Annotated in this window: 7 protein-coding genes and 1 pseudogene; 4 read left to right on the top strand and 4 right to left on the bottom strand. The window is 43.2% G+C overall.

Going from position 1 to position 8,581, the window contains the following annotated elements:
* Positions 1-34: 34 nt before the first annotated feature.
* On the top strand, positions 35-1,084 hold the full coding sequence (locus PF479_RS19635) for an aldo/keto reductase (protein ID WP_298010474.1): 1,050 nt from the start codon (positions 35-37) through the stop codon (positions 1,082-1,084).
* A gap of 101 nt (positions 1,085-1,185) precedes the next feature.
* On the opposite strand, the gene PF479_RS19630 is transcribed toward PF479_RS19635, so the two are convergent.
* Positions 1,186-2,577 (bottom strand): Na+/H+ antiporter NhaC family protein, encoded by a 1,392-nt coding sequence (locus PF479_RS19630; protein WP_298010471.1) that lies wholly within the window; start codon positions 2,575-2,577, stop codon positions 1,186-1,188.
* Positions 2,578-2,789: 212 nt separating this feature from the next.
* On the opposite strand from PF479_RS19630, the gene PF479_RS19625 reads away from it, so the two are divergent.
* The 3 genes and pseudogenes from PF479_RS19625 to PF479_RS19620 all read left to right on the top strand — a co-directional run bounded on the left by PF479_RS19625 (position 2,790) and on the right by PF479_RS19620 (position 4,102).
* Positions 2,790-3,164, top strand: a complete 375-nt coding sequence (locus tag PF479_RS19625; RefSeq protein WP_367277267.1) for an HU family DNA-binding protein — start codon at positions 2,790-2,792, stop codon at positions 3,162-3,164.
* Positions 3,161-3,436: pseudogene (locus PF479_RS20895) on the top strand (HU family DNA-binding protein); the annotation flags it as partial. The gene PF479_RS19625 and the pseudogene PF479_RS20895, both read left to right, overlap by 4 nt.
* 12 nt (positions 3,437-3,448) lie before the next feature.
* Complete coding sequence (locus tag PF479_RS19620) at positions 3,449-4,102, top strand: LysM peptidoglycan-binding domain-containing protein (RefSeq protein WP_298010465.1); 654 nt, start codon at positions 3,449-3,451, stop codon at positions 4,100-4,102.
* A 319-nt stretch (positions 4,103-4,421) separates the two neighbouring features.
* On the opposite strand, the gene PF479_RS19615 is transcribed toward PF479_RS19620, so the two are convergent.
* From PF479_RS19615 to PF479_RS19605, 3 genes are all read right to left on the bottom strand, one after another.
* Positions 4,422-4,706: a hypothetical protein gene (locus PF479_RS19615; protein WP_298010462.1), complete on the bottom strand. Its 285-nt coding sequence runs from the start codon at positions 4,704-4,706 to the stop codon at positions 4,422-4,424.
* Between the two features lie 519 nt (positions 4,707-5,225).
* Complete coding sequence (locus PF479_RS19610) at positions 5,226-6,236, bottom strand: histone deacetylase family protein (protein WP_298010459.1); 1,011 nt, start codon at positions 6,234-6,236, stop codon at positions 5,226-5,228.
* A complete protein-coding gene (locus PF479_RS19605; RefSeq protein WP_298010456.1) occupies positions 6,223-8,379 on the bottom strand; it encodes a P1 family peptidase in 2,157 nt (718 codons plus the stop codon). The genes PF479_RS19610 and PF479_RS19605 overlap by 14 nt, the downstream gene beginning before the upstream one ends.
* Positions 8,380-8,581: the final 202 nt, after the last annotated feature.

Genomic DNA, 8,581 nt, shown 5'->3' with positions numbered 1-8,581 from the left:
GTTATTATCAAATTCTTAAATGGGAGAATACTCTTTGAATAAGCGATATACACTAAAGAATGGCTATTCCTTCAGCCGTATCATAAATGGCGGTTGGCAACTGTCGGAAGGACATGCCTTAAAAAGTGAAATTGAAAGAAAAGATGTTGTAAAGGCCTTTCATGAATTAGTTGCACGGGGTTTTACGACATTTGATTGTGCAGATATTTACACTGGTGTTGAGGAATTTTACGGGAGTTTTTTAAAAGAACATCTGGCTGCAGGGGGCCATAGAGAAGACCTTCAGTTCCATTCGAAGTTTGTTCCTGACAGGGCGGGGCTCTCGGAGCTGAAACCGAAGAACATCCGGGAAATCATCCACCGGACCCTCAAGCGCCTGGGAGTTGACCAGGTTGATATGATTCAGTTTCACTGGTGGGAATATGATATCCCTGGATATCTTGAAGCACTGTTTGAGCTCCAGAAAATGCAGAAAGAGGGAAAAATCTCTCAGGTATCCCTTACAAATTTCGATACTATCCGGACGAAAGAAATTGTAGAGGCCGGGATTTTAATTGCCAGTATGCAAGCTCAGTACTCTCTATTCGACCGCAGGGTGGAGAAGGGCATGCAGGAATACTGTAAAGAGAATGATATTGCTCTTTTATGTTACGGCACATTGGCCGGCGGATTTTTAACTGATCAATGGATTGGTAAAAATGAGCCTGATGAATTAGATAACAGATCCCTGGTTAAATACAGAATTATTATTGACGACTTCGGCGGCTGGTCAACGTATCAGGAACTTTTAATTTTACTTAAGAAATTGAGTTCCAGGTATTCTTGTCAGATTGCTAATATATGCAGTGCCTATATTCTTCAGAAAGATGCAGTGGGAGCGGTTATCATCGGAACCAGAAACAGCCGGCACATTGAAGGGAATTCGGCAACACTGGATCTCCGACTTGAGTTGGAAGATGTAAAGGCCATTGATGCGTTTCTTGCAGACAAACCTGGTCCCCAGGGAGAGCCATTTGAATTGGAACGAAATGAAAATGGTCCCCATGTTAAAGTAATGCTTCGGAACCTGAATCAGAATAAGTAACTTTGCTTGTGTCCCTTTTTTCATAAATGCAGGGGGATCAGCCGGATAAGGACTGTCCCCTGCACTTTTTAACATTTTACTGTTATGAGTTTAACACTCTATCAGGATATTTCTGCTACCTGGATTTCATGCATTCGACCCCATCCCGTAATTACTGAAAACAGCAAGACTACAAAAAGGACAAGGGGATAAAGCATACTTTTCGATACACTTAACGGATCTAATCCTGAGAGAGCTACTGTAATAAAGACAAAGACACTCAAAAAAGGAATAACAACGGGAATTGTATTTACAAAACCGTCGAGCAGGTTTGCCCGTCTGTAAGGATGAAGTCCTTTTTTCATTCCAAGCTCATTCACTACAGGCCCGAACGTTAATATTGCCGCACTGGTAACTCCACCGAAGATCATACAAGTCACACATGAACCGATGGTTATTGCCAACTCCGTACCTCTATCACTCTTAACAAACCTGGATTTCAGTATTGCATTCACCAGTCTGTCTATGGCACCTGCCGCATGAAGAACGCCCATGATACCGAATACTGAAATAACCAGAGTCACTGTAGACATCATGCTGGCAACACCGGTTGGAAGGAAACCAGTAACACTATTTCCAAGTTCTCCACTTGAAGAAAAAAGACTCGGGAATGTAAATATCCCGGATATGAGTCCTGAAACAATCCCTAACAGTAACCCGACTGTAATGGCTTTAAATAAGTCTCTGCTTTTTACCGCCGTTATCAGCAATCCAACAACAGGAATTAACATGACCAATCTTAAAGGATCTCCCATACTCTCAACATCTGATGCCACTTCTCCTCCTCCACCGAGAATCGCAAACAAAATAATTGATATCAAACCGGCAACGAGAGAGTATTTAAAACGGGAGGTAACAACACCTGCGATATCAGCAGCTTCTCCATTCCTGAACAACTGAGTGGATGCAGACGCTATGGTCGTATCTGAAATGGGTGCAAGATTATCACCGAAAATACAACCTGACGTTATGGCCCCTGCAAGCATGGCAGGATTTGCTCCCAGGACTGCTCCTGCACCAAAAAAGACAGGAAAAGCAGCAAACATGGTTCCAATTGATGAACCTGTTGCTGTGGAAATTAAACAGCAGGAGAAAAATACAAAGGCTACAAAGGGTCCCCCTGTTAAATGGACTCTACTGGCAATCCATATAAATCCTTCAGAGGCATTACTGTCTTTCAACATCTGGGAAAACATTCCGATAACAAATAAAATGACAACAATAGTTATCGAATTGGGAGATGCAATTCCGGAAATAACGCTTTTCCAATACTCTCCATAATTTTTAACAAACATCCCACCGATGAGAAGTCCGATAAATCCACCCATCGCCAATGCATGCATATCATATGAAAGAAATACTAAAAATAGCAGCACACAAAAAATGAAAAAAACTGCTAGAGGAATAAATGCCATCCCCCAACCACCCCGAAACTTTAAGTTCTCCGCTTCCATTAAGAGTCTCCTTTAAACGTTCTTATGTATAGTAACAATACGGGAAACTAAGATTCTTAGCAAGCCCGGATAATGGTTGTGATATCGCATAGAAGTATTTTTTTTTAAAAAACTGTTGTCTGTCATGTTCTTTATATTTGCCGGGGCAAATGATTGAATGGCATAGCCTTCTCTGCAGAGTTATCAAAAATGTGCTATAATTTACTGTTTAGATGATACGATATCAAGCCTTTCACCTGGTATCGTTATTCACATATCAACCATTACGAGGCGGTGCGCCCATGAACCAGTCAGAGCTTATTGAAAAAGTTGCAGAGGAGCTGGGTATGTCGAAAACTCAGTCCCAGCGATTGTTGAAGGCAACGTTTCGGGAGATTCGTAATCTCCTCAGGGAGGGACACTCGGTCACCATCCCTCACCTTGGTACCTTCGACACAGCCACATACGATGCGCACCGGGGTTATCTGCCGGTCAGTGATAACTTTGCGATTTTCCCTAAACGGCGGGTCCCCGTATTTCGTACGGGGACATTGCTCCGTGAAGAGGTTTACGATATCGATTCGGACGAAGCGGGTGAGACAACATGAGCGGTGACAACAAGATAACACTTCACTCCTTTACAGCGCTGGTGGGCAGGCGTGGCAAAGTCAGTCGTGACGAAGCAGACAGCTATATCCACCAGTTAGCAATAACCATGAGTGGGGAACTGGAGACGGGCGGCGATATCCATCTCTATCGTTTTGGCCGTTTCCATACGACTCACGCCGACGAACAGCCGGGGCATGATCCCAACACCGGCGAGGCTTTAACAATTCCTGAGCACTCACGTGTCCACTTTCGCCCCTACAGCGCATTGCGTCTTGCTGTCAACGTGCCCTTCAGGCAGTTGCGAATCAGGGAACTCTCTCAGGACAAAACAACCTGGCGTATCAGAACTGTTGCCTGGATCTTACTGGCACTGATTGCAGTGCTTCTGATTGCAATTGGCATCACCTCAAAGAGTTTGATCTTTCCTCAGGATGTGTCCGTGGTATCTACCGGGATGTCATCGGAAAATACAGCGGCAGCACCCACTGATCAGGCTCCTGATACCGGCGCACCAGCGGATGATACCGCCGCCGGCGTTCCCGCAGAACCGGAACCCCCTCCTGTACCCGTTTCCGTAGCCGAAGCTCCTATAGAACCGGAACCCACGGTGATGGCAAAAGCTGAGGTGATGGAGGTTCTCGTCGTCCCCGGCGATACGCTGTGGGACATTGCTGCGACCAGATGGGGTGATTCTGGCTGGTGGCCGGTTATCTATGGGGAGAACAGATCAGATCTGTCTCGTCGAAATCCGGACCATATCGAGAGCGGGATGACACTGTGGATACCCGTTCTGGCGGGTAGAGTGAGCAGCCCCGATGCCGCAGACCTCCGTCGGAAAACAAATGCCTACCAGGTTGTGGCCGACGATTACGGAAAGCTCGACAACCCACGAGCCCCGGAGTATGAGACCGCTGCTGCTCGCGGGTTCAAAGAGTAACCAGGTGGCTAAACTTTTATGATCATCATCTAAGCCAGGACAAATCCAGTTCATGGTAAGATTGAGAGAGCAGTGACAATTTAATATGGGAAAAGTAATTCAGGTAAAAAATGATGCATTTATAGTAAATGTAAAGGGCCTGGAGCGAAAGCCGGACAGGACGTCCGGCCCCAGCCTGTGAAAGCGGCTTTTTGATGCCCGGCAGTACAACCATACTAATTCTTTGTTAGTTCAGACATAGAAATATGTCATTTATTGAGAATGTTCTCATCACTGTATTATTCAGAGACGCAAACAATTACTTGATAGAGAGTGAATTTTATACCTTTGCGTTATCTGCTGAATTTTTTCGAACAATCTCCTCTACCCGATCCTTCTCTTTTTGATCTCCTACTTTGCCAATCAGCTCAAATAATTTAGTGTCATCAGTACTGGTCAATGACACGCTGATAAGTGTTGGATCCTTTAAGAGAGGATCTTCATTGATAGCGGACTGCATGTGTTTTTCAATGGTTTTTACGTCTGTTGATCCCCAATTCAATTTTTCAAATGCGTTTTGCATCACAATGGCATTCAGTGGATTATTTATACTTGAATTATTCATTAATTTCTCCTACTTTTAATTCTAGTGAATTTCAGCCTATAAATCAAAAAATGTGTATTTAATTTATGGTGGAGCTGATAATTACATTCGTAATGAAATGAATGTAATTGGCTGGGACAATATATTTGAAGGAATTATTAAGAAGGCAATTTAACATTTCCATGAATTTGATTTTCTATGGCATAAATCCTGTAATTTCAGCTTCGCTGGCAGGATTTCAGACATATACGAAAACAAGTTATGAATACTTAAATTTGGTTTTTATTGCAATATGGAATACTCGATTCTGTATCGAGATTAGAAATATTTAAATCAAATAAACCGTGCTGGTGAAACACCAAAAATATCTGCAAGCTCTTGAGCTATTCTCCGGGGATATAGAAATAGTATTAGTGATTATAAGATGAGTATAAAATACCTAAAGAACAGGATATATGCCGATATCCTCCTTCATCAGGAGGAGGATGTCAGCAGGATTTAAATATATGTCAACAAAAGTTCCATTTATAAATCACGATTTTACATCAGTCCGATAAGAAAATGTTTCACGCATTCTCCCAGAACATCAGTATTATAACCGCCTTCCTGACATACCAGAGTAGGTAGATCCAGAGACTTAAATTGTTTGCCAATTGTCTCGTAATCCTCGGTGCGAATTTTGAAACTGCCAATGGGATCTGTCTCATGGGTATCAAAGCCGGCGGCAATGATAAGGAAGGCGGGATTAAATGCTTTAATCTTCTTGAGAATCCGTTTCAGGGCTTTGCTGTATTCTTTCAGTTGTGTGCCCTTTGCTAAAGGTTCATTATGATTCGTTCCTTCAGCCTGGCCTTTTCCAGTTTCCTCAGCATATCCCCAGAAGTAGGGATACTCATCTTCAGGATCACCATGAATAGAAGCGGTAAATATAGACTTTATATCATCAAAAAACTCCTGCGTTCCGTTTCCATGATGGTAATCTATATCTACTATAGCAACCTTTCCTTTCGCTAATAAGTACTGTGCAGCAGTAGCTACATTGTTAAAATAACAATAACCGCCAAATACACGGGGACCTGCATGATGTCCTGAAGGGCGGCACAGCGCATAAACCGTTTTTTCCTGGCCCTGGCTGATCAATTCAGCTCCTGTCAGTGCGGATTCAGCAGAGGCTCGTGCAACCTCATAGGTTTTTCTTTTAATCGGAGTAACCGCGTCAGTACACCAAATTCCGCCCCATAGGGGTGAATCATCTCTTTTTTTAAGATGGGCGCCCTCACCGGGAAAAAGATCTGGGTAAAATTCTTCTTCGTCATTATTTAAGGTTAAGGCTGTGTTCCTGATATAGTCGTGGTAGGGGTGTAGTTGTGTTATTAGTCGATCGGGAAACTGTTTGGCTGTAATAAAATCGAAGCGTTCATCAGAATGAAGTGATTTCTTGATAGATTCGACACGTTGAGGAGTATCTTTGACTTCGTATGCTTCCTTACCCAGTTGATATTTCCAATAGGGATTGTGTAGGCTGTCGTTATATTTTTCAATTACTTTCATGAATTGTTCTTCCTTTTTTTAATAGTTCTATGATACGTTCATGAGGAATTGGTGGACACCATCGCAGCTGTCTTCCATTCATACCATTTGAGCAAAAGATTGCATTTATCACGGCTTCTTCAGTCGCTTCAATTACAGCTTCATACACCAGGTTTATATGATAATCAGATATACATTTTAAGTTGATAAATTTACTATTGGGAGGGGTCTGCCGTGGTTTACGGTTGCCAGTACTAAAAGCAATTATGATTTCACCACTGGTTGAAGCTGCATGAGAACCTGTTCTTCCAAGGCCAAGAGCAGCACGTTTGGCTACCCGGTTAAGCTGACTGTTTATGAGGGGAATGTCAGTGGCAACTACCACGATAATAGAACCCTCTGACACCTCTCGACGGCCCGCTACATCAAATTCTTCATCTAATTGTCTGCCGACAACAGCGCCATCAATAGTAAGGTTTCTCATCTTCCCAAAGTTAGAGAGTACAAGAACACCGATCGTAAATGCTTCGTGATCAGAAAGGTCAAGTATGCGGGAAGATGTGCCTATTCCACCGGCAAAATCAAAACTGGTCATACCTGTACCGGCCCCGATTGATCCCTGTAATACAGGACCTGGAGATGCCGCCTGTATGGCTTTAATAGTATCCTGAGCAGAGCAGGAACCAATGCGTATATCATTTAGGAAAGAATCATCGGCTTCACCAACTACCGGCAGAACCACATCTGTTTCGGTTCCAAGACGGGGATACTTATTAATCATATGCTTGATAACACCATCATGTACCCGGCCAACTGAATGAGAATTGGTAAGAAGGATGGGTGTTTCAAGCCAACCTGTCTCAATAACCTGGGTTAGTCCCGCCATTTCTCCCACACCGTTGAGTATAAATCCCCCGGCAGCAATGCGGTTGGCATATGCCTGTCCTGCAGGCATGATTGCCGTTACACCTGTACGTATGGAACTTGTTTCAGTTCCCCCGGGTATAGGTATACCATCTTCGATACGGGAAAAATGTCCTACCCGGACACCCTTAACATCGGTGATTGCATTGTTAATTCCCGGGCGCATACGGCCAATTTGGATTCCCAGATCCCTGGCTGTCGGTCTGGATATACCGGATGTTTGTTTGTCTTCTTTCAGCTGCTTAGACGATCTAATCGCAAGGCCGTATCGGCGGGCGGCAGAGCGTATTATCAGGCGCAATACATCCCTGAATTCGAGACCTCTGGATTTCGCAGCTGTCATAAGGGAAGCAATGGGATGCAGGCTGGGAAGCGGATTCAGTTCTATAAAATAAGGCTGACCGTTGGTATGTAAGCGAATATCTACCCGGCCCAGATCGGGGCAGGACATAATCTGAAAAACATCACGGGCCATTTTCAATACTGCTTTTTCTTCCTGAGAGCTGATCCTCGCAGGACAGACAACATTAACTGATTTCGCTGCTTCTCCGCCCTGTTTCATATCGTAGTCGTATATATTGTATTTACCATCGATTTTATCCATGTCAAATGTGTGTTCCACAATATCAAGTAATTTCCCTGGAAAGCTTTCCAGGAAGGGGACGCTCAGTTCACGTCCGCCTATGAATTCTTCAACTACAAGGCCAGAGGGATAATGTGCTAATAGTCCGTGTATTCTTTCCTGAGCCTGATCATGTGATTCCACAACCGAATCCTGTGTAATGCCTTTGCTTGATCCCTCTGAATTTGGTTTTAATATCAGGGGATATTGTAGATTGTCCGGCAGGATCTGATCTTTCTCTGTAATTAAAACACCTTGTGGGACCTTTATTCCGTGGGATGCCAGAACAGTTTTGGCAAGATGTTTATCAAGGTTGAGGTGAAGTAGTGATGCGTTTCCACCAGTAAAGGGAATACCCATTTGTTCGTATAAGCCAGGATAGAATGCCTCCCGCGAGCTGCCGATAGTACCCTCTGCCAGGTTGAATACAAGATCGGCCTCACTTTCTATGAGGCGTTCAATAACCTTATTCGGTTGACCTGAGACTTCTACTACTGTGACTGTGTGTTGCAGGCTGATAATAGCATCCGATATGCGCTTAATGTCCGATTCAGTAAGAAGTTCAGCAGTGGCTTCTGTATCGTCGGTTCGAAGATTATATGCTATGGTAATTCTCATTGACTAACTCCCTTTCATATTAATGATATTTATGACAGAAAGATCCTGGATTTCTATGAATAATGATAGGAAATTTTAAAATCTCCCAAAAAAATATAGATAAAAAACGTTCAAAAGTCAAAAAAAACAAAATATCGATGGAAAAAATATTGGAAAATAGATAAAATCCGGATGATAATAAAAAAAATAAAGGCAATAAATA

This window comes from Oceanispirochaeta sp. (assembly GCF_027859075.1).
Taxonomy (GTDB): Bacteria; Spirochaetota; Spirochaetia; order DSM-2461; family DSM-2461; genus Oceanispirochaeta.
This window is presented reverse-complemented; position numbering and strand designations above follow the sequence as displayed.